At 72.0% G+C, this 25798-nt stretch carries 16 protein-coding genes; 11 read left to right on the top strand and 5 right to left on the bottom strand.

Annotated elements, in window-relative coordinates:
• Nucleotides 1-199: 199 nt before the first annotated feature.
• The 5 genes from pelF to moeZ all read left to right on the top strand — a co-directional run bounded on the left by pelF (nucleotide 200) and on the right by moeZ (nucleotide 6468).
• On the top strand, nucleotides 200-1879 hold the full coding sequence (gene pelF / locus ACFYWI_RS21435) for a GT4 family glycosyltransferase PelF (protein WP_389234705.1): 1680 nt from the start codon (nucleotides 200-202) through the stop codon (nucleotides 1877-1879).
• Entirely contained in the window at nucleotides 1876-3366 is a 1491-nt protein-coding gene (locus ACFYWI_RS21440; protein WP_389234708.1) for a hypothetical protein, read from the top strand. Before pelF ends, ACFYWI_RS21440 begins: the two co-directional genes overlap by 4 nt.
• Before the next feature lie 142 nt (nucleotides 3367-3508).
• A complete protein-coding gene (locus ACFYWI_RS21445; protein WP_389234712.1) occupies nucleotides 3509-4468 on the top strand; it encodes an NAD-dependent epimerase/dehydratase family protein in 960 nt (319 codons plus the stop codon).
• The gene (locus ACFYWI_RS21450; protein ID WP_389234715.1) at nucleotides 4456-5217 is read left to right on the top strand and encodes a spherulation-specific family 4 protein; all 762 of its coding nucleotides are present in this window, start codon (nucleotides 4456-4458) and stop codon (nucleotides 5215-5217) included. Before ACFYWI_RS21445 ends, ACFYWI_RS21450 begins: the two co-directional genes overlap by 13 nt.
• A gap of 72 nt (nucleotides 5218-5289) precedes the next feature.
• Nucleotides 5290-6468, top strand: a complete 1179-nt coding sequence (gene moeZ / locus ACFYWI_RS21455; RefSeq protein ID WP_389234718.1) for an adenylyltransferase/sulfurtransferase MoeZ — start codon at nucleotides 5290-5292, stop codon at nucleotides 6466-6468.
• Nucleotides 6469-6913: 445 nt separating this feature from the next.
• On the opposite strand, the gene ACFYWI_RS21460 is transcribed toward moeZ, so the two are convergent.
• From ACFYWI_RS21460 to ACFYWI_RS21475, 4 genes are all read right to left on the bottom strand, one after another.
• Nucleotides 6914-7285 carry an amphi-Trp domain-containing protein gene (locus ACFYWI_RS21460; RefSeq protein ID WP_389234721.1) on the bottom strand — a complete coding sequence of 124 codons (372 nt, stop codon included), beginning with the start codon at nucleotides 7283-7285 and terminating at the stop codon, nucleotides 6914-6916.
• Between the two features lie 244 nt (nucleotides 7286-7529).
• Nucleotides 7530-9113 carry an alpha/beta hydrolase gene (locus ACFYWI_RS21465; protein WP_389234724.1) on the bottom strand — a complete coding sequence of 528 codons (1584 nt, stop codon included), beginning with the start codon at nucleotides 9111-9113 and terminating at the stop codon, nucleotides 7530-7532.
• Between the two features lie 48 nt (nucleotides 9114-9161).
• Nucleotides 9162-10742 carry an alpha/beta hydrolase gene (locus tag ACFYWI_RS21470; protein WP_389234727.1) on the bottom strand — a complete coding sequence of 527 codons (1581 nt, stop codon included), beginning with the start codon at nucleotides 10740-10742 and terminating at the stop codon, nucleotides 9162-9164.
• A gap of 75 nt (nucleotides 10743-10817) precedes the next feature.
• On the bottom strand, nucleotides 10818-13823 hold the full coding sequence (locus ACFYWI_RS21475; RefSeq protein WP_389234731.1) for a lysylphosphatidylglycerol synthase domain-containing protein: 3006 nt from the start codon (nucleotides 13821-13823) through the stop codon (nucleotides 10818-10820).
• Between the two features lie 161 nt (nucleotides 13824-13984).
• On the opposite strand from ACFYWI_RS21475, the gene ACFYWI_RS21480 reads away from it, so the two are divergent.
• The 6 genes from ACFYWI_RS21480 (at nucleotide 13985) to nudC (ending at nucleotide 25294) form a co-directional block, all read left to right on the top strand.
• Complete coding sequence (locus ACFYWI_RS21480; protein ID WP_389234734.1) at nucleotides 13985-14419, top strand: MGMT family protein; 435 nt, start codon at nucleotides 13985-13987, stop codon at nucleotides 14417-14419.
• Between the two features lie 101 nt (nucleotides 14420-14520).
• Nucleotides 14521-18285 (top strand): ATP-dependent helicase, encoded by a 3765-nt coding sequence (locus ACFYWI_RS21485; RefSeq protein ID WP_389234738.1) that lies wholly within the window; start codon nucleotides 14521-14523, stop codon nucleotides 18283-18285.
• A gap of 108 nt (nucleotides 18286-18393) precedes the next feature.
• Nucleotides 18394-19230, top strand: coding sequence for a hypothetical protein (locus tag ACFYWI_RS21490; RefSeq protein WP_389234741.1), 837 nt, complete (start codon nucleotides 18394-18396; stop codon nucleotides 19228-19230).
• A 111-nt stretch (nucleotides 19231-19341) separates the two neighbouring features.
• Nucleotides 19342-22875, top strand: a complete 3534-nt coding sequence (locus ACFYWI_RS21495) for a UvrD-helicase domain-containing protein (protein WP_389234744.1) — start codon at nucleotides 19342-19344, stop codon at nucleotides 22873-22875.
• A 10-nt stretch (nucleotides 22876-22885) separates the two neighbouring features.
• The gene (locus ACFYWI_RS21500) at nucleotides 22886-24283 is read left to right on the top strand and encodes a dipeptidase (protein WP_389234747.1); all 1398 of its coding nucleotides are present in this window, start codon (nucleotides 22886-22888) and stop codon (nucleotides 24281-24283) included.
• 39 nt (nucleotides 24284-24322) lie between these two features.
• On the top strand, nucleotides 24323-25294 hold the full coding sequence (gene nudC / locus ACFYWI_RS21505; protein ID WP_389234750.1) for an NAD(+) diphosphatase: 972 nt from the start codon (nucleotides 24323-24325) through the stop codon (nucleotides 25292-25294).
• A gap of 76 nt (nucleotides 25295-25370) precedes the next feature.
• Here nudC and ACFYWI_RS21510 read toward each other — a convergent pair whose 3' ends face one another.
• Nucleotides 25371-25628 carry a mycoredoxin gene (locus ACFYWI_RS21510; RefSeq protein WP_389234753.1) on the bottom strand — a complete coding sequence of 86 codons (258 nt, stop codon included), beginning with the start codon at nucleotides 25626-25628 and terminating at the stop codon, nucleotides 25371-25373.
• Nucleotides 25629-25798 lie beyond the last annotated feature (170 nt).

Consider the following 25798-nt stretch of genomic DNA (forward strand, 5'->3'; position numbering starts at 1 on the left):
AAGCTCACGCCATGTCAGGCCAGGGCCGCGGGGTGCTCGGTTACCCTGACTAGGTTTGTTTCCGAGTTGACCGCCCCCGGGGGGGGGGCGGCCCCCCCCCCCCCCCCCCCCCGCCACCGGCATGTCCGCTTAACGTCATTCCGCTGTGAGTCGCCGGAATGAACGGCGGCCGCCCACAAGGAAGATCGGGGGTGCACTCGTGCGGATCGGACTCCTTACGGAGGGTGGTTACCCGTATGCGACGGGTGAGTCCAGGCTGTGGTGCGACCGGCTGGTGCGCGGACTGGTACAGCACGAGTTCGACCTCTACGCACTGAGCCGCAGCGCCCAGCAGGAGGAACACGGCTGGGTCCACCTCCCGCCGCAGGTCCGCCAAGTGCGTACAGCGTCGCTGTGGGCGCCCGAGGATGACGGCCGCACCCACGGCCGTCGCGAACGGCGGCGCTTCGTGGGCCACTTCAAGCAGCTCGCGGCCGCTCTGTGCGCCGAGGACGACGACGAGGGCGACGGCTTCGCCCAGGGTCTGTACGGACTGGCCGAACTGGCCAGGGAGCATGGCGGGCTGTACGCCGCACTTCGCTCCGAACTCGCTGCACGCACCCTCGAATCCGCCTGCCGCGCGCCGGGCGTGCGCCGCGCCGCCCAGGGCGCCACCGTCTGTGACCACCTCGCCTTCGTCGACGGCCTGGAACGCGCACTGCGGCCGCTCTCGCTCGACTGGTACGGACAGGACGCGCTGGGAGCGGTCGACCTCTGCCACGCCGCGTCCGGGGGATCCGCTGCCCTGCCCGGGCTGTTGGCCAAACGCTTCTGCGGAGTCCCGCTGCTGGTCACGGAGTACGGCGTCCAGCTGCGCGCGCACCATCTCGCCGCGAGCGAGGCCGAACTCAGCTCGCCGGTACGGACCCTGCTCGCCGCGTTCCACGGCCGGCTAGCCGCCGAGGTGTACCGGCAGGCGTCCGTCATCACCCCGGGAAACACACACGCCCGGCGCTGGCAGGAGAAGTGCGGGGCCGACCGCGCCAAACTCCGCACGGTCTACCCCGGGATGGAGGCGGACCGTTTCGCTGCGCTCGGGGACGGGGGCGGCGGTGACCCGCACACCCTCGTCTGGGTCGGACGGATCGAACCCGCGAAGGACCTCATCGCGCTGCTCCACGCCTTCGCGGAGGTCCGCAAGGAGGAGCCGCGGGCGCGACTGCGGATCTTCGGCGCGCCCCTCTCCGGTCCCGAGTCCGCCGCCTATTTCGCCCACTGCCGGGCTCTGGCCGCCCAGCTCTTCCCCGACGAGGCCGCCGACGCGCACGCCATCGGCGACAACCCGGTCTCCTTCGAGGAGATCGGTGCCCCCGAGGCACCGGAACTCGTCGACGCGTACGGGGCGGGCCAGGTGGTCGTCCTGTCCAGCGTCGTCGAAGGCTTCCCGATCAGCCTGGTCGAGTCGATGTTCTGCGGGCGGGCGACGGTCTCTACGGACGTCGGCGCGGTGGTCGAAGTCATCGGCGGTACGGGGCTGGTAGTGCCTCCGCGCAATCCGCGCGCGCTCGCCGACGCGTGTCTGGCGCTGCTGCGCGACCCGGAGCGCCGTGACCGCCTGGGCGCGGCGGCGCGTGCCCGCGCCCTCGAACTCTTCACCGTCGAACAGAACCTGACGGCATTTCGCGGCATCTACCTGGAGCTGATCTCGCACTCCCCGGTGCAGCGGGAGGCGGAATCGGTGGACGCGGACGGGGAGCCGAGACCCTTCGCCTACCCCGCGGAGTCCCATGTGCCGGGCCGCTGGCCGGCCCCCGGACCCGCACCCGGTGGCCATACCCCGAGTTGGGCAGACGGTACGGGTCCGGGACTGGTGCGCGCGGCCGAGGAGGCAGGCCGATGACCAGATCCCGTGTCAACGAGCCCACCACGAACGAGGAGTGGGCCTTCGAGACGCTCACCGAACGTCCCACCGAGGCGGCGGGGGGCGGGTCGCCCGCCGGTCCGCCGGGGGAGGCGGCATGGCACACGCGCGCGCCCGAGCACTGGGACGCGGCGGACGGCGTGCACGAGCGCGCGGCCGAGCCCGGGCTCCGGGCGGAGCCGGGCAGCGCTGCCGCCTCGGAGTGCCTGTCCGCAGGCACGCACGAGCGCGCGGCGGAGCCCGCCTCCGCGTCCGGCAGCACGCCGGGGTGTCCCGAGCCCGACAGCGAACCCGCCGTGCCGCGGCGTCGTGTGGCCGACGGCGAACCCCTCGGGCCGCGGAGCGCGCCCCGGCGTGGTGTGCCCGACAAGGGCCCGGCGCGTGCGCCGGAGCCCCGGGACGACGGCGTGCCCAACAGCGCAGCCCCGCGGCGTGGACCCGTGGACCCCGTCAAGGGGCTCATGCACCGGCATCGGGAGCTGTGTGAGCGGGCCGTCGATCCGCTCGAGATCGCCGCCGGGCTCGAGGCTCACGGGGTCACCGACCGTACCGCCGCGCGCTTTCGGCACCGGGACGTCTTCTCCCTGGCCGAGGAGCTGTACGCGCGGGTGCCGAGGGGCGACGAACGCGCCATTCGTCCGGCGCGCGCCGCCGATCCGGGCGCCGGACGGATGCTGCTCCCGCTTCTGCCGGGGGTTGTGTGCACCGTGGCCGTACTGGGCAGGGAGCCGGCCCAGGGCGCGCTCCGGCTCTTCATCACCGTCGTCGGGGTGATCGCCGCCACCGTCGCGCTCGCTCTGTGTCTGCGCAGCGGCCCTCTGCGCGCCCGCGCCCGCACGGTCCCCGCCGTGCGGATCTGGACCGTATGGCTGCTCGTCTTCGCGGTGTACGGCCAGGGGCTTGTCGACCGCGTCGCCGCCGACGGCCCCGACGGGCGGTGGCCCATGGACCCCGGCCCACTCGTTGCCCTCGCCCTGGCCGTCGCGCCCGCGGCCTGGTGCGCCCACCTGTTCTCCGTGCGCGCGCGGCGCAAGCTGGAACGCAGCCGCACACTCGACGAGTTCGCTGCCGGCACACGCCCTCTGCTGTTCGCCTCTCTCACCTTGTACAGCGGTGCACTCGGCGCGCTCCTCGCGCTCACCGGCCTCTTCCTTCCCGGCCGGACGCCCGTCCCCGCTGCCGCCCTCGGCGTCCTGCTCTTCCTGGCCCGGCTGCTCATCGTCCACGGCTTCCCCGAAGCCGCGGCCGCCGCCCTGGCCACCGCCTGCGCCGCCGAAGCGGCGGCACCCGCACTGCTGTTGTCCGGCCGGCTTCCCGGACTCGGCTTCCTGGCACGTCCTGTCGAGTCGCTCATCGCCGCCTGGGGCTCGTCAGCCGTACCGACCCTGGCCTGCGGCGCTGTTGCCCTGGGCCTGCTGGCCCACACCACCGCAGCCCTGAGCAGGGCATCGGCGCACACCCCCTGAAGGACACCTCGATCTCCCGCAGAGCCGACAGCGCGGAGATACCGGCACCTCGCCAACCGGCACCACAAGCGCACCACTAAGGAGTAAGCGACATGTACCCGCAATCCCCAGCCCCGGCCCGTCGGCCCGAAGGAGCCGCGCGATGAGGGTGCTTCTGCTCGGTGCCAACGGATTCATCGGCCGCTTCGTCGCCGACCGGCTGCTCGCCGACCCGGCCGTCCATCTCACCGCACTCGGCCGCGGCGACGACGCCGATGTGCGCTTCGACCTCTCCGGCGGCAGCCCGGGTGCCCTCACCCGGTTCCTGGGCGCAGTCCATCCCGGGGTCGTCATCAACTGCGCCGGTGCCATCCGCGGCGGCGCCCGCGAGCTGACCCGGCACAACACCGTGGCCGTCGCCACCGTCTGTGAGGCGTTGCGCCGCAGCGGCTGCGGTGCCCGCCTCGTCCAGATCGGCTGCGCCTCCGAGTACGGGCCGTCCCAGCAGGGCTCGTCGACCGCCGAGGACGCCGTTCCGCGCCCGGGCGGCCCGTACGGAGTGAGCAAGCTCGCCGCCACCGAACTCGTACTCGGCGCCGGTCTGGACGCCATCGTTCTGCGGGTCTTCTCACCCGTAGGCCCCGGCACCCCCGCAGGCTCCCCGCTCGGCCGGCTCGCGGAGGCGATGCGCCGTGCCATGCAGTCCGGCGACGGCGACCTGAAGCTCAGCGGCCTCGGCGTGCAGCGCGACTTCGTCGACGTACGCGACGTGGCCCGCGCCGTGCACGCCGCCTCTCTCTCGGCCGCGCAGGGCATCGTGAACATCGGTACGGGACGTGCCGTAAGGCTGCGGGACGCGGCCGCGATCCTGGCGCGCGTCGCCGGGTACGCCGGTGCACTGCACGAACTCGACGCGTCCCCCGGCCGCACCGCCATCGGCTCCCCGCGCGGTGAATCCGTCATGGACCACCTCGCCGCAACGCCGTCCCCCTACCCCGACGGCTGCGGCAACTGGCAGCAGGCGGATGTGCGTACTGCCAGGGACCGGCTCGGCTGGCGGCCCCGTATCAACCTCGAGGAGTCACTCGCCGACATCTGGATGGAGGCGGCATGCCGCATCTGACCACCACGGACACGCCGCTCGCGGCGACCGGTGCCGAAAGACTCGGCTTCGGCATCCCCGGCTACGCCCATCCGCTGCTGGCCCCCGTCGAGTGGGCCGGGCTCACCCGCCCCGGGACACCGCTGCACTGGGTGGTCCTCAATGTCGCGGACGGCCCGGGCGACCGACCCGACCCGCACTGTCTCGAAGCCGCGGGCCGGCTGCGCAACGCGGGCGTCCGGGTTCTCGGCCATCTCGACATGTCCCACGGGGCGCGCATCTTCGCCGACCTCGTCTGTGATGCTCATCACTTCCTGGAGTGGTACCAGGTCGACGGGTTCCTGCTGGACCGATGTCCGACCGAGCGTGCCGATCTCGCGATGGTGCGGCGTACCACGGCCACACTGGAGGCGGTCGTGGACGGCGGCCATCTGGTGCTGGGGCACGGCTCGCATCCGCACCCCGGGTATGCGGAGGCGGCCGACCAGCTGGTCACCTTCTCCGGACCGTGGACGGATTACCGCTGGTCCCAGGTGGCGGAGTGGACAGCCGACTACCCGCCGGACCGCTTTGTCCATTTCGTACACGGAGTGCCGCGCACCCACCTGGAGGAGGCCACCCGTATCGCCCGCTGGCAGGGCGCGGGGACGATCTTCTTCACCGATCGCTGCGGCAGCGGCAGCGGGAAGGGGCAGACCGGGCCATTCGAGACACTGCCCGGCTACTGGGACGAAATCGTCTCGCAGATCGGACCAGGTGTCTCGGAATGAGGAGGGCCGTGGCAGTGTTACGGGAAGAACCACCGTATTGAGTTACCGATCAGCTGTATTGATGAGGTCTCCGTGTCGCTGCCACCCCTGGTCGAGCCAGCTGCTGAGCTCACCGTCGACGAGGTCCGCAGGTACTCCCGCCACCTGATCATCCCGGATGTCGGGATGGACGGGCAGAAGCGGCTGAAGAACGCCAAGGTGCTCTGTGTGGGCGCCGGCGGCCTGGGATCGCCGGCCCTGATGTACCTCGCCGCCGCTGGTGTCGGCACGCTCGGCATCGTGGAGTTCGACGAGGTCGACGAGTCGAACCTGCAGCGCCAGATCATCCACAGCCAGTCCGACATCGGCCGCTCGAAAGCCGCGTCGGCGCGCGACAGCGTGCTCGGCATCAACCCGTACGTGAACGTGGTCCTGCACGAAGAGCGGCTCGAGGCCGAGAACGTGATGGACATCTTCAGCCAGTACGACCTGATCGTCGACGGCACCGACAACTTCGCGACCCGCTACCTGGTCAACGACGCCTGCGTGCTGCTGAACAAGCCGTACGTGTGGGGTTCGATCTACCGCTTCGACGGCCAGGCCTCCGTCTTCTGGTCCGAGCACGGCCCCTGCTACCGCTGCCTCTACCCGGAGCCCCCGCCGCCGGGCATGGTTCCCTCCTGCGCCGAGGGCGGTGTCCTCGGCGTGCTGTGCGCGTCCATCGGCTCCATCCAGGTCAACGAGGCGATCAAGCTCCTCGCGGGCATCGGTGAGCCGCTGGTCGGCCGGCTGATGATCTACGACGCCCTGGAGATGCAGTACCGCCAGGTCAAGGTCCGCAAGGACCCGGACTGCGCGGTCTGCGGCGAGAACCCCACCGTCACCGAGCTCATCGACTACGAGGCCTTCTGCGGCGTCGTGTCCGAGGAGGCCCAGGAGGCGGCGGCAGGCGCGACGATCACTCCCAAGCAGCTCAAGGAGTGGATCGACGACGGCGAGAACATCGACATCATCGATGTCCGTGAGGTCAACGAGTACGAGATCGTCTCGATCCCCGGCGCCCGGCTGATCCCGAAGAACGAGTTCCTGATGGGTTCCGCCCTCCAGGACCTGCCGCAGGACAAGCGCATCGTCCTGCACTGCAAGACGGGTGTCCGCAGTGCGGAGGTCCTCGCTGTGCTGAAGTCCGCGGGCTTCGCCGACGCGGTGCACGTCGGCGGTGGCGTCATCGGCTGGGTCAACCAGATCGAGCCGGAGAAGCCGATCTACTGAGCAGCAGCTCGGCCGAGCTGCGGAACGCGGGGCTCACACCTCGCTGACCATGTGCAGTCGTGGTCATCAGTTGTCGACGTGGGTCGGCACTGGTCCACATTCCACGGCCCGGAGACGGCCCCGGTTGCGTGCCGGGGCCGTCTCCCGTGGGCAGGACCCCGATCAGCGTGTTGACCCGCGCGAGCGTCCCTCGCTGGTCGGCCCGGCCTGCACCAGCGGGCCATGCTCCAACTCCCGCTCCAGCCGGGCGACCTGGACCTCGCTGAGCCTCGGCCGCCCCGGCGAGCCCGGCCTCTCCGTATTCCCGCCTGGCCCGACGCCGCCGCTCCACCGAGCGCTCCGACCGGGCGACGGCCGAGGCGCCGCCCCGTGTCGTCCCGCGAGCGACGGCCGCGTGTCCGCCTCGCCGATGCACGCCGTCGGCCCATGCGCGCCTTGGCGGGGCTCAGGGCGTCTTTGTGGCGGACCGCTTAGCGGTTTTGCTCCTGTTGGTGCCGGTGCTGCTCCGCCTGGGCTTGGCAGGCGCGCTCTTCCGCCTCCTCGCAGCCTCCTCTGTGCCTGGCCCCGCCTGCGATGGCGCTGTCCGGGTCGGTGCGGTCGGCCACTTGAACTCGATCTCCAGCTCGATCTCCCCGTCACCGACCTCGACCTCCGTCTCGCTGCGAAGTTCGTCGGGGATCCGCAGGCTCAGCGTTCCGGGGCCGAGTTCCAGTTCGGCATCCCCGCCTTGCCTCAGCGCGGCCGCGAGCGCCGTGAGCTGATCAGCCGCCTCAAGGCGTGACAGCGAGCGCTTCTGCTCAAACTTGAGGTCCTTCATGGGCTGTCTCCGATCCGGCAGAAACAGTGGACAACGCCAATTCTGATGCCATGCAGCGGATCGGACATCCTCATGGCCCTGGTGAAGAACCGGAACGGCCGACGACCTGGCCGAACACCTGACCAAGCCCTACTGGCCGGCGCGGCTGGGCGCGGTCACGTGATCCAGTTGGTCACGGCCGGCCGACAGCTGGTGCAGGGCCCCCGATCGCGGCGCGGTCCGGGGCCCATGTCGTCCGCTGAGGTTACGAGCAGGTCTTGCCGTTCGCCGGGACCTTGCCGTCCAGCAGATACGCGTCCACCGTCTTCGTCACACAGGAGCTGGTGCCGTACGCGCCATGGCCCTCGCCCTTGTTGCTGATCAGCACCCCGACCCCCGCGCCGAGCTCGTCGGCCATCTTCCTCGCGCCTTCGAACGGCGTCGCCGGGTCGCCTGTCGTGCCGATCACCAGCACCGGGGCCGCGCCCTGGGCGGAGACCTCCGGGGTCTCCCACTCCCCGGGGACCGGCCACTGCGCGCACCAGCCGGCCAGGTCCCAGGCGAGGTAGGGGCCGAAGACCGGCGAGGCCTCCGTGAAGTCGGCGAGATGACGGGACCTCACCTCGGCCGCCGAGACCCGGCCCTTCGCGTCCGCGCAGGATATGGCGCGCTGTGAGTGGTCCTGGGTGGCGTAATGCCCTTCCTCGTCACGGTTGTTGAACGACTCGGCCGTCGCCAGCAGCTTGGTGCCGTCGCCGCCCTCGGCCTCCTTCAGAGCCTCGGTGAGATAGTCCCAGCTCTCCTGCGAGTACAGCGTGGAGATGATCCCGGTGAGCGCGAGACTCTGGGTGAGCGTTCGTCCCTGCTGTGCGGGCAGCGGCCCGCGGTCCAGCCGGTCGAGCAGTTTCACGACCCGCGCGGTGCCGTCCTGAGCGCTGATGCCGCGGCTCTTGAAGTAGTTCTCCAGGGCGCGCTGGAAGCCGACGGCCTGGTTGCGCGAGTGCCCGACGAAGTCGGCGGACGGGTCGACAACGGCGTCCAGGACAAGCCGTCCGACGTTCTTCGGGAACAGGTGGGCGTAGACGCCGCCGAGCTCGGTGCCGTACGAGATGCCGAGGTAGTGGAGCTTGTCGTCGCCGAGCACCGCCCGCATCAGGTCCATGTCACGGGCCGCGTCGACGGTGCCGACATGCGCCAGGACCCGACCCGACTTCTTGGCGCAGCCCGCGCCGAAGGCCGCCGCGTCGTCCAGATAGGCCTTCTCCTCCGCCGCCGTGTCCGGCGTGGAGTCGAGCCGCAGCGACTTCTCGGTCTCCTTGTCGCCGCGGCACACCACCGCGACGCTCTGCGCGACGCCACGCGGGTCGAAGCTGACCAGGTCGTACCGGCTGTGCAGGGTCCCGAAGCTGTCGGCCGTGGGCAGCGCGGCCACACCGGAGCCGCCGGGGCCGCCGAAGTTGAACAGCAGCGAGCCGATCCGCCTGTCCGGCTCCCCGGCCTCGGAGCGGACCAGGGCGATGCCGATCGTCTCGCCGGACGGCCGGGCGTAGTCGAGGGGGACCCGCATCGTGGCGCACTGCCACTGACTTCCCGGCTTGCGCGCATAGCTGCCGTACGCCTCGGTGGGCGCCTCGCAGCCCTTCCAGTCCAGCTTCTGGCCGGTCAGCGCGGCGGGCAGGGCCGGATCGCCCCCGCCGGGCGTGGCCTTGCCGGACGCGGACGGGCTGCCGGCTTTCTCGTCGGCGTTCTTGCCCGTGTCCTTGTCGGCGCCTCCGCTGCAGCCGACGACCGCCCCGGCCACCAGCAGCGCGGCAGCGGCAAGTGCACCTGTCCTTACCCGCATGCTCATCGTGCGCCCCCCATGGCTTTCGACGACAGATCCACATCCTAGGCGGGCCTACCGACAGACCGTCCCGTCGGCCGGGACCTTGCCGTCGAGGAGGTAGCCGTCCACGGCCCGCTTCACGCACGTGCTGCTGCCGTACGCGCCATGGCCCTGGCCCCGGTAGGTGATCTGGATTCCGACACCCTTGCCGAGCTCCCCGGCCATCGCCTTGGTGCCCTCGTAGGGAGTGGCGGGGTCTCCGGTGTTGCCGATGACGAGGATGGGGGGCGCGCCGGGCGCGGAGACGTCCGGGGTGTTCCAGGCGCCGGGCACCGGCCAGTCGCTGCAGCCCATCAGCCCCCAGCCGAGGTAGTCGCCGAAGACGGGCGATGCCTTCTGGAACTCCGGCAGCTTCGCCTTGGTCTGCCCGAGCGTGAAACGGGAGCGGGAATCCGCACAGTTGATGGCTGTGCCGGCCGCCTGGATATTGCTGTAGTGGCCGTCCTCGGAGCGGCCGTTCATGGCGTCGGCGAAGGCCAGCAGCAGCGCCCCGTTGCCGCCGTCGGCCTCGTCGAGACCCTGCTCCAGCAGGCTCCAGTACTCCTTGGAGTACAGCGTCTGCGCGATGCCGGTGGTGGCCAGGGTCGCGGTCAGCTTGCGGTCGCCGACGGCCGGGATCGGCTTTTTCTCCAGCTGGTCGAGGAGGGCGAGGATCCAGTCCTGGATCTCCTGCACGGTGGAGCCGGGCACCAGACAGGCATCACCGCGGGCCACACAGTCCTTCGCGAAGTTGGTGAGGGCCAGCTGGAAGCCCTCTGCCTGGCCGAGGGAGCTCTGTTCGGCGGTCTCGGTCGGGTCGACGACCGCGTCGAAGACCGCCCGTCCGACGTTCTTCGGGAACAGGTGGGCGTAGACGCCACCGAGCTCGGTGCCGTACGAGATGCCGAAGTAGTGGAGTTTGTCGTCGCCGAGCACCGCCCGCATCAGGTCCATGTCGCGGGCCGCGTTGGTGGTGGCGACATGAGGGAGCAGCTCGCCCGAGTTCTTCTCACAGGCGCCCGAGAACCAGTCGATGCCCTTGACGAAGGTCTTCTCCTCGGCCGGGTCGTCGGGCGTCCCGTCCTCGGAGAGGTATGCGTCCATCTGCTTGTCGTCCAGGCACTCCACGGGCACGCTGCGGCCCACCCCGCGCGGGTCGAAGCTCACCAGGTCGTAGCGGGCCTGGAGAGTTCCGTAGTCCTCGGCGGCCGCGGGCAGGGTCGCCACACCGGAGCCGCCGGGGCCGCCGAAGTTGAAGATGAGGGAGCCGATCCGGTGAGCCGTCTCGCGCGCCCTGGCCCGGATGAGGGCGAGCTCGATGGTCTCGCCGTCCGGGTCGTCGTAGTCGAGCGGGGCGTCCATGAACGAGCACTCCCAGATGGTTCCCCCCGGCAGCGGCGACGGCGGGGTTCCGCCGCCCTCCGCCTCGGAAGGAGCCGGACAGGCGCGCCACTCCAGCGTCTGGGAGGCGAGGTCCTGCGCCCCGGCCGTGTCCTTGTCACCGTCGGAGCAGCCGGCCGCGGCCAGCAGTACGGCGACCGTCGCCGCGGCGAGGCTCGCGCGGGGGCGGACGCCACCCCGGACACGGACGTCGGCGGAGGAAGAGATCGGCATGTCGCCATCGTGCGCCGTGCGGCCGTCGCCCGCGCGGGCGACGGTCCATGCGGGTGGTGTGGCCCCGGAGCGGGTTTACAGGGCGCCCTTGCGGGTGAGGTGGTTGAACGCGAACCAGCCCGGCAGCACGGGCAGCCAGAGCGTCATCATCCGGTACAGCAGGACCGCCGGCGCCGCGACCTCCTTCGGCACCCCGGCCAGGACCAGACCGAAGGTCAGCGCGCCCTCGACCGCACCCACACCACCGGGCGTCGGGGCCGCGGAGCCGAGCGCGTTGCCCGCGAGGAACACCACGGCGAGGCTGGCGTAGCTCAGCGGCTGGTCCCCGTTGTTGAAGGCCCGGACCGACGCGTCCAGACACATCACGAACACACCGGTCAGCAGCAGCATGCCTCCGATGCCGGTGAGCAGCTTCATCGGCCGCTGCAGTACGTCGAGCATGCGCGGCACCACCCCGGCGAACAGCGAGCGCAGCCGCGTCGAGACGAACTTCCGCAGGAACGGGATCGCCGTGACCACCAGCACCAGAACGGCGACCGTCAGCAGACCGGCGATCACCGTTCTCGACGGGGTGAAGGACGCGGTCCGTTCCGTGCCGGTCAGATAGCCGAAGGAGAGCAGCAGCAGGATGTGGGCGCCGAGACCGAAGAGCTGCGAGGCGCCCACGCTGGCCACGGCGAGTCCCGGCCGGACACCGGAGCGCTGGAGGAAGCGGGTGTTGAGGGCGACTCCGCCGACCGCCGCCGGGGCGACGATCTTGACGAAGGACCCGGCGACCTGGGCGACGACGGTCCGCAGGAAGCTCACCCGCTCGGGCACGAAGCCCAGCAGGCTCATGGCGGCGGCGAAGTAGCTGAGCGCGGAGAACGCCACGGCGGCCGCCACCCAGCCCCAGTGCGCCTGCGAGAAGATCGTGCCGAAGTCGATGCCGGCGAGCTGCGAGAGCAGGAAGTACGCGGCGACCGCACCGGCGATGAAGCTGACGAGCGTACGCGGCCGGATGCGCTCCAGACGGACCGGTTCGACCGGCGCCTGCGGCCTGATCAGGAGCACCTGCTGACGGATCTGGGAGAGCAGGTCCTCCTCGCGTGCTCCTTCCATGGCCACGTCCATGGCCCGTTTGTCGGCCTGCTTCTCCGCGCGCTCGGTCTTGCGGGCCGCCTTGCGGTCGTCGGCGAGCTCCTCCGTGCGGGCCCGTCTGGCGGCCGCGGACGCCTCCAGCACCGCGTCACGCTCGCGCTGCGACCGCTCGCGCGCGAGCTTGCGCAGCGTCGCCCGGGTGGAGCGGCTGAGCGCGATCGGCTGGAGCAGCGGCAGACAGTCGGCGACCGCGTCCGGGCCGAGCACGACGACGGCCGCCGCGACCGCGCGCTCCGCGCCCACCCGCAGCCCCAGAGTGGTCAGCAGCTGGGCGATGTCCATACGCAGCACCACGTCGCCGGCAGCGATCTCGCCGCCGCGCAGATCCGTGAGGATCACCCGGCCGCCCGCGTCCAGCAGGATCGCGTCCCCGGTGAGCCGGCGGTGGGCGATGCGCCGGGACTGGAGTGCCTTGACCTGGTGCCAGGCGCCGCGCACCACGTCGTCGGTGATCTCGTCGTCCTCGAGCGCGTCCAGGGACCGGCCGCCCAGGTGCTCGTAGACGAGCATCACGGCGTCCGGGCCGAGTTCGGAGGTGGCGATCAGCTTGGGGGCGTTGGCACCGGCGGCGATCGCCGCGTACGCCAGCAGCGCCTCCTGCTCCAGGGCCTGGCGCAGCGACTGGATGGAACGGCGGGTGGTGATGGAGCGCAGTGTCAGCCGGCGCCAGACCCGGTAGAAGAAGCCCTGGGCCTGCTGCTCACGGTCGACGACGGTGACATCGAGCGGTGGTCCGTCCTCCAGCGACACCAGATAGCGGCGGCCGCGGTCGCCCTGCTCGGCGGTGTCGGGCGGGCTTTCCTCGGCGCGCAGGGCAGTCACCGGGTGGAAACCGACCCGGCGCAGACCGGCCAGCAGGTTCTGCCCGGTGGGCCGCACATTGGGCGAGCCGACGGCGTACAGCGTGCCGTAGGCGACGGTCCAGCCCAGCAGTACGGTGAGAATGATCGAGAACGGGGTGGTGTACCCCGCGACGAGCATGGCGAAGGCGTCGAGGAGAAGGACCACCCACAGCACGACGCGCCAGCGGGGTCTGCGGGCCATGCCCACAGCGGTCATGTAGGCGATGACGGGTGCGAGATATCCGTGGACGGGATCGGTCAGCTCGCCACCGGTCTGCGCCTGGGTCAGCGCGTCCTGGAGGGTGTCCGGTGCGCCCCTGGCGACCCAGAGGTCGGTGGCGAGGGTGACCCCGTGCGCGAGAACCGCGGCGAGTACGCCGTCCGCGATGCGCAGGCCGTCGCGTTTGACGAGCCGCTCGATCGCGAAGGCGACCGGGACGAGCAGCACCGCGATGCTGGACGCCAGACCGGCGATCTTGACCAACAGGTCGGGGGCCTGGCCCGTGCCCTTGTTGATGTCCTGTTCAAGACCGGACGTGGTGCCCTGCGCGAAGGCGGCGACGGCGAGGACGATCGCGATCGCGAGGACCCCGATGAGCAGCCGCATCAGATCGGAGGGGCGGTGCACCCGGGCGGGGAGCAGCGGCTCGTCGCCGGAGACCCGGTCGGCGCGGGTCACCTCGGGGTCCGTGAAGCGGTGGGACCCCCGGGGCGGACGAACGGAAGGACGGTGCGCGGAGGCCTGCCGTTGCTCCTCCGCGCCGGGCAGATCCTCGGCAGGCGGCCGGTCCTCGGCACGGCGTCCAGGGGCGCCGGGCAGGTCCGTGGCTTCGAGGTCGTCCCTGCCGTCGCCGCTGTTCCTGGCGTCCTCGTCGCCGGACGGGTCCTCGGTCCCGGGCCGGTCGCCCCCCGGGCGTTCGGCGCGTGCCTGCGAGGCGCTCGACGCCTCGACGTGCGAGGGGCCGGCGCCCGGCCGCTCCTGGCCGGCCTGCGGACCGGCAGATTCCGGGTACGACTCGGGCTCAGGGGTGCTTGCCGCCTTCGAAGGCTGCACGCCCTGCTCCTTCGCCGTCTCGGTCTCTTCTTGATCTCGTATCACCAGTCACCGCCCGCACGATGGTGGCACGACCGGACGGCAGAGGGGGGCATCAGGGTGCATTGCCGGGGCGCGAAGTATGCAAGATACGCCCCTTTGCCCCTCAGGGCACGGTGCGCCTTTCGGCCATGGCGTTGTCGGTGGCGTGCGGCAGGATGGGGCGGATGGACGAGCAGCCGCAGTACGCCGAGTATCCCGAATATGCCGAGCGGGTGCTTGATGTTGCCGAGCTGATCCCGCCGGGCCGGGTGATGACGTACGGGGACGTGGCCGAATGGCTCGGCGAGGGCGGACCGCGCCAGGTGGGCAGGGCGATGGCGCTGTACGGCGGGGCGGTGCCGTGGTGGCGGGTCGTGCGCGCGGACGGCACGCTGCTGCCCGGCCACGAGCTCGACGCCCTGCAGCGCTACCGGGCCGAGGGGACGCCGCTGCGCGCCGCTGGGCGCGGCGCCGAGGGTCATGTGCCGCGCATCGACATGAAGCGTGCGCGGTGGGACGGCGTCGCCCCGGACCGGGCGGACAGCGACGAGGCTCACACGGGACAGCTTCCGCCCCACGGCGAGGGCGCGGGGGCAGGAAGCACCGTACGGGGTACGTGAAGGTCCCGGCGCCCGCGCGTCCCGCCCTGGCGTAGCGTCGTCAGCGCGCGGCACGAACCCCATCCTCACCATCAGCACACCCACCAGGACCGGCGATCCACGTGAGCTCCTCCTCCACCACCGGGCGTCCGCCGCACCAGCAGGTGCGGCACGGGGTCCCCCCACGCCCGCAAGGGCGCAGGGGAAGGTCCCCAGGCGCGTACCGACTGGTGCGTACCCCGCCGGGCCCGATGGATCCCCCTTTTCTGGACGCAGCTCAGCGCGCCGTGGTTGACCATCGCGCGGGGCCGCTGCTGGTGCTCGCAGGGCCGGGCACCGGCAAGACGACCACGCTGGTGGAAGCCGTGGCAGCGCGTATCGCCAGGGGCGCGGACCCGGCCCGCATCCTGGTCCTGACCTTCAGCCGCAAGGCGGCCGTCGAACTGCGCGACCGCATGGCGCTGCGGCTGGGCGGTGCGCACGGTCCGCAGGCGACCACGTTCCACTCCTTCTGCTACGCCCTGGTCCGCGCCCACCAGGACGCCGATCTGTTCTCCGAGCCGCTGCGGCTGCTGTCCGGTCCTGAGCAGGACGTCGCCGTACGCGACCTGCTCGCCGGCCACATCGACCTGGAGCGTGCCGGTGCGGCGGCCATCCGCTGGCCCGACGAGCTGCGGGCCTGCCTCACCACGCGTGGCTTCGCCGACGAGGTGCGGGCCGTGCTCGCCCGCAGCCGGGAGCTCGGCCTCGGACCCGACGCACTCGCCCGCTTCGCGGCACGCACCGGCCGTCCCGACTGGGGCGCGGCCGCGTCCTTCCTGGCCGAATATCTCGACGTCCTGGACCTGCAGGGGGTGCTCGACTACGCGGAGCTGGTGCACCGGGCCGTGCTGCTGGCCGAGCGGACCGCCTCGCCGTACGACTTTCCGTACGACGCGGTGTTCGTCGACGAGTACCAGGACACCGACCCGGCCCAGGTGCGGCTGCTCCAGGCGCTCGCCGGAGGGGGCCGGACACTTGTGGCTTTCGGCGACCCGGACCAGTCCATCTACGCGTTCCGCGGCGCGGATGTGAACGGCATCCTGGACTTCCCGGACGCTTTTCGGCACGCGGACGGCACGCCGTCCCAGGTAGCGGTACTGACCACGTCCCGGCGCAGTGGCGCGCAGCTGCTCGCCGCGACCCGGCTGCTGACCCGGAGGATGCCGCTGACCCGCCTGCCCGGCGACAAGGTCAGGGCGCACCGGGAACTCGCGGCGGTACGGGAGGACGGCCGCGTCGAGGCGTACACCTACCCGACGGCCTCCACGGAACTCGACAACATCGCCGACATCCTGCGCCGCGCGCACCTCGAGGACGGTGTCCCGTGGAAGGACATGGCGGTCCTCGTCCGCGCCGGCGGCCGCAGCATCCCCTCCATCCGCCGTGCGCTGACCTCGGCGGGCGTACCTCTGGAGGTCGACGGCGACGACGTGGCCCTGCGCCACGAACCGGCCGTCGCCCCGCTCCTGACAGCGCTCAGAGCGGTCGCGACGGCGGCCACGGCGCACCGGACCACGTCCGGAGACGCCGGCGAGCTGCCGGACGGCCCGGACGACGTGGGTACGGCGGTCCGGACGGCGGGAACGGAACCACCGGCCCCGCTCCCCGCGGACCGGGACGCCGAAGCAGTACGGGCGGGTGAGGCGCACCCGGCCGCAGGGGACGTGTCGCCGGGCGCCGTGGGCGCGGGCTCCGACGGGTCGACGGGCGCCGTGGGCGCGGTACTGAAGGGCGACGTCGCCGGGGCGGGTCGGGCGCGCCCGTCCGCAGGCGACGTGTCGCCGGACGCCGCAGCGTCCGGCACCGGCTCGGCGCCGGGCCGGGCGGTCCTGGCGCTGCCCGCGGAAGCCACGGGCCAGGGGAGCGGCGAAGCCGGCGCCGTTGCCCCGGACGCCGAGGCCGGCGACGCTGCCGGAGGGCCGGACGGGGACACCCCCCGCTCTCGGGACGGAGGGGGGTCGGGGAACACCTCCTGGCTCGGCACCGAGACCGCGCTCACCCTCCTCACCTCACCCCTCGGCGGCATGGACAGCGCCGACCTCCGACGCCTCGGGCGCGCCCTGCGCGACGAGGAGCGGGCCGGCGGGAACCGCGTGCCCCCGCCGTCCGACGAGCTCCTTGCCCGCGCACTCGCCGAGCCCGAGCGCCTGGTCGCGCACGACCCCGCGTACGCCCGCGGTGCCCAGCGGCTCGGTGCGCTGCTGCGCAAGGCGCGGGAGCTTCTGGCCGGCGGCGGCACCGCCGAGGAAGCCCTCTGGCAACTGTGGGACGGCACTCCCTGGCCGCAGCGACTGGAGCGCGCGGCGCTCAGAGGCGGTGCGGCCGGGCGCAACGCCGACCGTGATCTCGACGCAGTGTGTGCCCTGTTCGAGACCGCGGCCCGCGCCGAGGAACGCACGGGCGGTCGTGGTGCGCTGAACTTCCTGGAGGAACTCGACGCCCAGGACATCGCCGCCGACACGCTCTCCAGGCGGGAGGTCAGGCCCGACGCCGTACGCCTGATGACCGCCCACCGTTCCAAGGGCCTCGAGTGGGGCCTGGTCGTCGTCGCCGGCGTACAGGAAGGACTGTGGCCGGACCTGCGCCGTCGCGGTTCCCTTCTGGAGGCGGACCGCATCGGGCGTGACGGGCTCGCCGAACCCCTCACGCCCGGCGCGCTGCTCGCCGAGGAACGCCGCCTCTTCTACGTCGCCGCCACCCGCGCCCGTGACCGCCTCGTGGTCACCGCGGTCAAGGCGCCCGCCGACGACGGTGATCAGCCCTCCCGCTTCCTGACCGAGCTCGGTGTCCCGCCGCGGGACATCACCGGCCGCCCCCGCCGCCCCTTGGCCGTCGCCGCGCTCGTCGCCGAACTGCGCGCCACCACCGTGGACCCGGACGCGACGCCGCAGCTGCGCGAGGCCGCCGCCCGTCGCCTCGCCCGCCTCGCCGCGCTCACCGACGACGAGGGCCAGCCGCTGGTGCCGGCCGCGCACCCCTATCGCTGGTGGGGTCTGTACGACCCCACGCACAGTGCCGTCCCGCTGCGTGACCGCGACCAGCCCGTCACGCTGTCCGGCAGCGCGCTCGACCAGCTCGCCAACACCTGTGCGCTGCAGTGGTTCCTGGGGCGTGAGGTGAAGGCGGACGCGCCCGCGACCGCGGCCCAGGGCTTCGGCAACGTGGTGCATGTACTCGCTGACGAGGTCGCCTCCGGGCAGACCCCCGCCGATCTCGCCGTCCTCATGGAGCGCCTCGACTCCGTCTGGGACGCGCTCGTTTTCGACGCCCCCTGGAAGTCGCAGCAGGAGAAGGGGCATGCCCGCATCGCGCTCGAACGCTTCTTGCGCTGGCATGTCATGGACCGCGGTGGTCGCACCCCGGCCGCCACCGAGCACGACTTCGACGTGACCCTCCCAGCGGGTGACTACGAGGTGCGTATCCGCGGTTCCATGGACCGCGTCGAGGAGGACGAGCACGGGCGCGCGTACGTCGTCGACTTCAAGACCGGCAAGGCGACCCCCACCAGGGACGAGGTCGCCCGCCATCCACAGCTCGCCGTCTACCAGCTCGCGGTGCGCGAGGGCGCGGTCGACGAGGCCTTCCGCGGGCGCCGCCCCGAGCCCGGCGGCGCCGAACTCGTACAGCTGCGCCAGCCCGCGGCCAAGAAGGAGGGCGGCGAGGCACTGCCCAAGGTCCAGGCGCAGGAGCCTCTCGCGGGGGAGTGGGTCGGGGATCTGCTCGCCACCGCGGCCGGACGGGTGCTGGACGAGCGCTTCACCCCCGCAACCGGGCAGCACTGCACGCACTGCGCGTTCCGAGCCTCGTGCAGCGCACAGCCCGAGGGCCGTCACATCGTGGAGTGATCACGGAGCCTGTGGTGCACATCACACCCTTTGCGTGCATCCAATGAGGGCCCTCCATGGGTCGCATAAGGGTGCGGTAAGCAGGTTCCACAGGGAGAGAGACACAACATGGCGGCCAATCGGAAGCTCCTGATTTCGGCGATGGTCTGTGCGACCGCGATCGCCGGACTGACGGCCTGCTCCAAGACCAATGACCCGGCCGAGGGCTCCGGCGCGACGAAGGAGCCGGCTGCCGCTACGTCGTCGAAGGCTCCCGCCGACCCGTTCGAGGGCCTGACTGCCGATCAGATAGCCGAAAAGGGAATCGACACGGCCAAGTCCGCCACGTCCGTCCGGATGGCGGGAAAGATCAAGACCGACGGTGAGCTGACGGACCTCGATTTCGCGGTCGACAACAAGGGCGCCTGCACGGGCAAGATGGGCGTGGAAGGCGGTACCGCCGAACTGCTCCAGGCCGCCAACGTCATGTACATGAAGGGCAATGACGCGTTCTGGACGGCCATCATCAAGGAGGACGGCGCCTCCGACGAGGAGGCCGCCGGCGCGGCCGAGCTCTTCAAGGGCCGCTGGATGAAGATGCCGGCAGAGGTGAAGTCCGAAGACGGAATGGACGAGATCTGCGACCTCGAGGCCATGATCGAGAGCATGGACGAGGACAAGTCCGATCGAAAGGGCATGACCAAGGGCCCCGACGCCGAGGTCAACGGTCAGCCCGCGGCGACCGTCGTGAAGAAGGACCCCGGCGGCGAGACGACCACGGTGTACGTGGCCAAGGAGGGCAAGCCCTACCTCCTCAAGATCCATGTGGTCGGCGGTGACGAGCCCGGCACGATGGTCTTCTCCGACTACGACAAGCCCGTGAACGCCGTGGCGCCGCCGGCGGACGAGGTCCTCGACATGGAGAAGCTCGGCGAGGCCGGGGATTCCGGCGCGGGCGCCGCCTGACACGACGAGGCCGCCGCCCCGGACCCGCACCGGGACCCGTGACACGTACGGGCAGAGGCTGAGGCCGGACGGGGACCACCGCTGTCGGTGGTCCCCGTTAGCCTCTCTCGGGTGACCGCGCGCATCACCGACCCCGAGCAGCTCAAGGAGCTCCTCGGTATCCCCTTCACCCCGGAGCAGACGGCCTGCATCACCGCGCCGCCCGCCCCGCAGGTCATCGTGGCCGGAGCCGGCTCGGGGAAGACGACGGTCATGGCCGCCCGAGTGGTGTGGCTGGTCGGCACCGGACAGGTCGCCCCCGAGCAGGTGCTCGGTCTCACCTTCACCAACAAGGCCGCGGGCGAGCTCGCCGAGCGCGTGCGCACCGCCCTCGTACGAGCCGGGGTGACGGACCCCGACGTACTCGACCCGGACAACCCGCCGGGTGAGCCGCGCATCTCCACGTACCACGCCTTTGCCGGCCGACTTCTGACCGACCACGGGCTGCGTATCGGGCTGGAGCCGACCGCCCGGCTGCTCGCCGACGCCACCCGCTACCAGCTCGCCGCGCGGGTTCTGCGCGAGGCCCCGGGGCCGTATCCCGCCCTCACCCGCTCCTTCCCGTCCCTGGTCAGCGATCTGCTCGCGCTGGACGCCGAACTCGCGGAGCATCTGGTGCGCCCCGAGCAGCTTCAGGCGTACGACTCCGGGCTGCTGCACACCCTGGAGGCCACCCGGCTCAGCAACGCGGAGCTTCGCAAGGTCCCCGAGGCCGCCGCGGCCCGCCGCGAACTGCTCGACCTCACCGTGCGCTACCGCGCGGCCAAGCGGCAGCGCGACCTTCTCGACTTCGGCGACCAGATCGCCCTGTCCGCCGAGCTCGCACTCACCAGGCCGGAGGTCGGCCGCATCCTGCGGGACGAGTTCCGGGTCGTCCTGCTCGACGAGTACCAGGACACCTCCGTCGCCCAGCGGCTCCTGCTGGCCGGTCTGTTCGGGCAGGGCACGGGCCATGCGGTCACCGCGGTCGGCGACCCCTGCCAGGCCATCTACGGCTGGCGCGGGGCATCCGTCGCCAACCTGGACGACTTCCCCGCACACTTCCCGTACGCCGACGGCCGGCCGGCCACCCGCTTCTCGCTCAGCGAGAACCGCCGCAGCGGCGGCCGGCTGCTGCACCTGGCCAACGGCCTCGCCGCCCCGTTGCGCGCGATGCACGAGGGCGTCGAGGCGCTGCGTCCCGCCCCCGGCGCCGAGCGGGACGGCATGGTCCGCTGCGCCCTGCTGCCCACGCACGCGCAGGAGATCGACTGGCTCGCCGACTCGATCGCCCATCTGGTGCGTACCGGCAAGGAACCCGGCGAGATCGCCGTCCTGTGCCGTACCGCGGGTGACTTCCCCGAAATCCAGGGCGCGCTGGTCGCCCGTGACGTGCCGGTCGAGGTCGTCGGACTGTCCGGGCTGCTGCACCTCCCGGAGGTCGCCGACCTGGTCGCCGTGTGCGAGGTCCTGCAGGATCCGGGTGCCAACGCCTCGCTGGTCCGCCTGCTCACCGGGCCGCGCTGGCGGATCGGACCGCGTGATCTGGCACTGCTGGGCCGTCGGGCCCGGCTGCTGGTGCACCGCGCCGACGCGGACGACGACCGTGAGCAGCGCCTCGCCGCAGCCGTCGAGGGCACCGACCCCTCCGAGGTCATCTCGCTCGCCGACGCGCTCGACACCTTCCTGGAGTCGGCCGGCGGCGAGGACGACGGCCTGCCCTTCTCCGCGGAGGCCCGCATCCGCTTCGCCCGCCTCGCCGCCGAACTGCGCGATCTGCGGCGCTCGCTGGCAGACCCGCTGATGGACGTACTGCACCGCGTCCTCGGGACCACCGGCCTGGAGGTCGAACTCTCCGCGTCCCCGCACGCCTTGGCCGCACGCCGTCGCGAGACCCTCGGCAACTTCCTGGACGTGGCGGCCGGTTTCGCAGCGCTGGACGGGGAGGTGGGCCTGCTCGCCTTTCTCGCCTTCCTGCGCACCGCCGCGCAGTACGAGAAGGGCCTGGACAACGCGCTCCCGGGCGGCGAGAACACGGTCAAGGTCCTCACGGCGCACAAGGCCAAGGGCTTGGAGTGGGACGTCGTGGCCGTCCCCGGCCTGGTCGCCAAGCACTTCCCGAGCGAGCAGGCGCGCGAGGCGTGGACCTCCCAGTCCAAGGTGCTGCCGCACGCCCTGCGGGGCGACGCCCGGACGCTCCCGGACGTCGCGTCCTGGGACGCGAAGGGCCTCGGGAGCTTCAAGGAGTCGATGAAGGACCATCAGCACACCGAGGAACTGCGGCTCGGGTACGTGACGTTCACCCGTCCGCGATCGCTGCTGCTCGGCTCGGCGCACTGGTGGGGGCCGAGCCAGAAGCGGCGCCGGGGCCCCTCGGCGTTCCTCCGGGCGCTCCACGACCACTGCGCGCAGGGCTACGGCGAGATCGAGGTCTGGGCGGACGAACCGGCCGAGGACGCACAGAACCCGGCACTGCACGGGACGACGGCGGACCACGCCTGGCCGCTCCCGCTGGATCCGACCTCGCTGTCCCGCCGCCGCGCGGCGGCCGACACGGTCCTGTCCCACCTGAACGCCCTCGCGTCGGCGGGGCCGCCCGAGCTTCCCGAGCCGGATGGGCCGCCCGAGCCTCGCGAGCCGGATGGGCCGCCCGAGCCCGAGGATCCGGACGACTGGGACCGGCCCACCGAGGCCCCGTACGACGACGAGGCCTCGGCCCGGGTGGACGACGCCCTCATCCCGGACCCCCGGCACCCCGACCCGCGGGAGAACATTCCGGCCGAGGCCGCACAGCCGCGCCGCGGAGCGGGCGTGACCGGGGCTGCGGGGGTGTCGGCCCCCGCGGACACCTCCCGGCCCGGGGGGACCGGCCGAGCTCTGGGGGAGCGTGGGACGGGCGACAACCCCCTCACCCCCGAGGACGCCCGCACCATCGCCTCCTGGGACCGTGACCTCGACGCCCTCGCCGGCGAGCTGCGGCGTACCCGGGCCGGCGTGCGCGACGTCCTCGTACCGCCCTCGCTCTCCGCCACCCAGCTGCTGCGCCTCGCCGCCGACCCCGACGGCTTCGCCCAAGAGCTGGCCCGCCCGATGCCCCGGCCCCCTCAGCCCGCGGCACGCAGGGGCATTCGCTTCCATGCCTGGGTCGAGTCGCGGTTCGAGGAGCTGCCACTGCCCATGCTCGGCCCGGACGAGTTGCCGGGCGGCGCCGACGACGGCGTGGACGACATCGAGGACGAGCGCGATCTGGCCGCGCTCAAGGAGGCCTTCGAGCGCACCCCGTACGCCCGGCGCACCCCCCACCGTGTCGAGGCCCCGTTTCAGCTCACCCTCGCGGGCCGTGTCATCCGGGGTCGTATCGACGCGGTCTACCGATCCGGTCCGGACACCTTCGAGATCGTCGACTGGAAGACGGCCCGCGACGGCAAGGCCGACCCGCTGCAGCTCGCCGTCTACCGCCTGGCCTGGGCAGAGGCGCACGGCGTGCCGACGGACGCGGTGACGGCCTCGTTCGTGTTCGTACGCAGCGGAGCGATCGTCCGACCCGACGACCTCCCCGACCGCGCCGGGCTCGAGCGCATCCTGCTGGGCGGGACGGCCGACGAATCGCCCGCCGGTGCCCGTTAGGCTCAGGAGCATGAGCGACACCCCGGACAACGCCGTCCGTATGTACGTAGAGCAGCACCACACAGCCTTCCTCGACGACCTCGCCGAATGGCTGCGCATCCCGTCGGTGTCGGCACAGCCCGACCACGCCGCGGACGTACGGCGCAGCGCGGAGTGGCTCGCGGCCGAACTCGCCGGGACCGGGTTCCCCGTCACCGAGATCTGGCCGACGCCCGGCGCACCCGCGGTGTTCGCCGAATGGCCCTCGGGCGATCCCGACGCACCCACCGTGCTGGTCTACGGCCACCACGACGTCCAGCCCGCCGCCCGCGAGGACGGCTGGCACACCGACCCGTTCGAGCCGCAGATCATCGACGGCCGGATGTACGGCCGGGGCGCGGCGGACGACAAGGGGCAGGTCTTCTTCCACACCCTCGGTGTGCGAGCGCACCTCGCCGCCACCGGTCGCACCGCACCCGCGGTCAACCTCAAGCTGCTCATCGAGGGCGAGGAGGAGTCCGGCTCCCCGAACTTCCGCGCGCTCGTCGAAGAGCGGGCCGAGCGCCTCGCCGCCGACGCGGTGATCGTCTCGGACACCGGCATGTGGTCCGAGACGACCCCGACGGTGTGCACCGGCATGCGCGGCCTCGCCGACTGCGAGATCACGCTGTACGGTCCCGACCAGGACATCCACTCCGGCTCGTTCGGCGGCGCCGTACCCAACCCGGCGACCGTCGCCGCCCGCATCGTCGCGGCGCTGCACGACGAGAACGAGCACGTCACGATCCCCGGGTTCTACGACGGCATCGCGCCGCTGACGGACGCCGAGCGCGAGCTGTTCGCCGAGCTGCCGTTCGACGAGGAGTCCTGGCTGCGCACCGCGAAGTCGCACGGCACGCTCGGCGAGTCCGGCTACTCCACGCTGGAGCGCATCTGGGCCCGCCCGACCGCCGAGGTCAACGGCATCGGCGGCGGCTACCAGGGCCCCGGCGGCAAGACGATCATTCCCTCGACGGCCATGGTGAAGCTCTCCTTCCGGCTCGTCGCGGGACAGGACCCCGACAAGATCGAGCGCGCCGTCACCGACTGGGTCGCCCTTCAGGTCCCGGCCGGCGTCCGGCACGAGATCGAGTTCGGCGCCGCGACCCGCCCCTGCCTGACCCCGCTGGACCACCCGGCCCTGCAGTCGGCCGTACGGGCCATGGGCCGTGCCTTCGACGGCCACAAGATCCGCTTCACCCGTGAGGGCGGCTCGGGGCCTGCCGCCGACCTGCGGGACGTGCTGGCCGCCCCCGTCCTGTTCCTCGGCATCTCCGTACCGTCCGACGGCTGGCACGCACCCAACGAGAAGGTCGAGCTCGACCTGCTGCTCAAGGGTGCGGAAGCGAGCGCCCATCTGTGGGGCGACATGGCCGAAGCCCTGCGCTGAACCCGAACCCAATCCACCCCGGGGGAGTTGGAAGAAACCGTGAGCACCAACAGCTTTGCCGATGACCGACCGATCGGCTTCACCGAGCCGATCGGTCTCACTGCGCCCAGTGGCATAGACCGCGAAGCGCACAACCGCCTCGACGAGGCCTGGCTCGCGGCGGCGTGGAGCCACCCCACGACCCGGGTCTTCGTGGTCTGCGGCGGCCAGGCGCTGATCGACGACACCCCTGACGGCCGCACCGAACTGGTCATGACCCCCGCCTTCGAGGCCCCCGTCACCGAGACCCACCGCTACTTCCTCGGCACCGACGAGGACGGGGTGCGCTACTTCGCGCTCCAGAAGGACGCCCTGCCCGGCCGGATGGACCAGTCGGCGCGGCCGGCGGGGCTGCGCGAGGCGGGACTGCTGCTGTCGCCGCGCGACGCGGGACTGCTGGTGCACGCCGTGGCACTGGAGAACTGGCAGCGGCTGCACCGCTTCTGCTCGCGCTGCGGCGAGCGCACGGTCATCGCGGCCGCCGGCCACATCCGCCGCTGCCAGGCCTGCGGCGCCGAGCACTACCCCCGTACCGATCCGGCCGTGATCATGCTCATCACGGACCAGGACGACCGCGCGCTGCTCGGGCGTCAGGTGCACTGGCCGGAGGGGCGCTTCTCGACGCTCGCCGGATTCGTGGAACCGGGCGAGTCGATCGAGCAGTCGGTGCGCCGGGAGGCACGCGAAGAGGCCGGCATCACCGTCGGCGAGGTCGAGTACGTCGCCAGCCAGCCCTGGCCCTTCCCGTCCAGTCTGATGCTGGGGTTCGTGGCGCGCATCGAGCCGTCGTCCTCGTCCGAGATCGTGGTGGACGGCGAGGAGATCGAGGAGGCGCGCTGGTTCTCCAGGGAGGATCTGCGAGCCGCGTTCGAGTCCGGCGAGGTGCTGCCGCCCTACGGGATCTCGATCGCCTCACGCCTCATCGAGCGGTGGTACGGCAAGCCGCTCCCGAAGCCGGGTGATCTCGCCTGACCGGTCCGGTCAGGGTGCGCACATGGCGCGGCCCCGGGACCGGGCCCGGGGCCGTTCGTATGCGCGGAGGCAGCCGTCAGACGCCGAGAGCCTGCTTCACCTGAGCGAGGCTCGGGTTCGTCATCACGACCTCGTTGCCGCCACCGGCGGGAAGGATCTGCACGGTCGGCACGGTCTGATTGCCTCCGTTGGCCCGCTCGACGAAGGCCGCCGACTCCGGGTCCTGCTCGATGTTGATCTCGCTGTAGGAGATGCCCTCGCGGTCCAGCTGGCTCTTGAGCCGCCGGCAGTATCCGCACCACGTGGTGCTGTACATCGTCACAGTGCCCTGCATCGTCTCGTGCGCTCCTTCGTCTCGCTCTTCCCGCGGGTCTCGCCGGGCGGGTGTCCCAGCGTGTTCCGTGCGGGTTCCACCGGCGTAGAACGTACGGGACCCGACCACCATTCCCACATTGGCCCGCATTAGTAGGACCAATACAGCACTCCTGTGGACAACGGCCGCAG

Source organism: Streptomyces sp. NPDC002889 (assembly GCF_042888425.1).
Lineage (GTDB): Bacteria > Actinomycetota > Actinomycetes > Streptomycetales > Streptomycetaceae > Streptomyces.